The organism is Pseudomonas sp. RW3S2 (assembly GCF_014268955.1).
GTDB lineage: Bacteria > Pseudomonadota > Gammaproteobacteria > Pseudomonadales > Pseudomonadaceae > Aquipseudomonas > Aquipseudomonas wayambapalatensis.
In genome coordinates this window covers 1-311 of record NZ_JABWRM010000054.1, presented here as the reverse complement: position 1 = coordinate 311, position 311 = coordinate 1, and the positions used below count along the sequence as shown (strand labels likewise).

Genomic DNA, 311 nt, shown 5'->3' with positions numbered 1-311 from the left:
TCCAGATTCTCGAAGGTCTTGCCCGGAACGGTGGCGTCGCTGATGCCCACGGTCAGGGAACCCGAGTCTTTGAAGACATCATCGCCCTGGGCTGGCGCCTTGTACTCGACCTGCGTCTGGCCCGCGGCGATGGTGACCTTGTCGCCATTGCTCAGGGTGACAGTCAGCGGACGATCCAGCGGCTGGTTCACTTTGACGGTGAACGACGGTTGCTGATCTTCGGTGACGTTGCCATTGCTGACGATGGTGACCGAGACCTTGTCGCCCTGGTTGCCGGAGCCCGGCGTGCCCACACCAGGTTCGTCGGTGAC

The 311-nt window shown here is 62.4% G+C and carries 1 protein-coding gene; it reads right to left on the bottom strand.

Going from position 1 to position 311, the window contains the following annotated elements:
- Positions 1-311 (bottom strand): immunoglobulin-like domain-containing protein (locus HU748_RS26190; protein WP_186722549.1); only part of this gene is annotated, 311 nt, incomplete at both ends.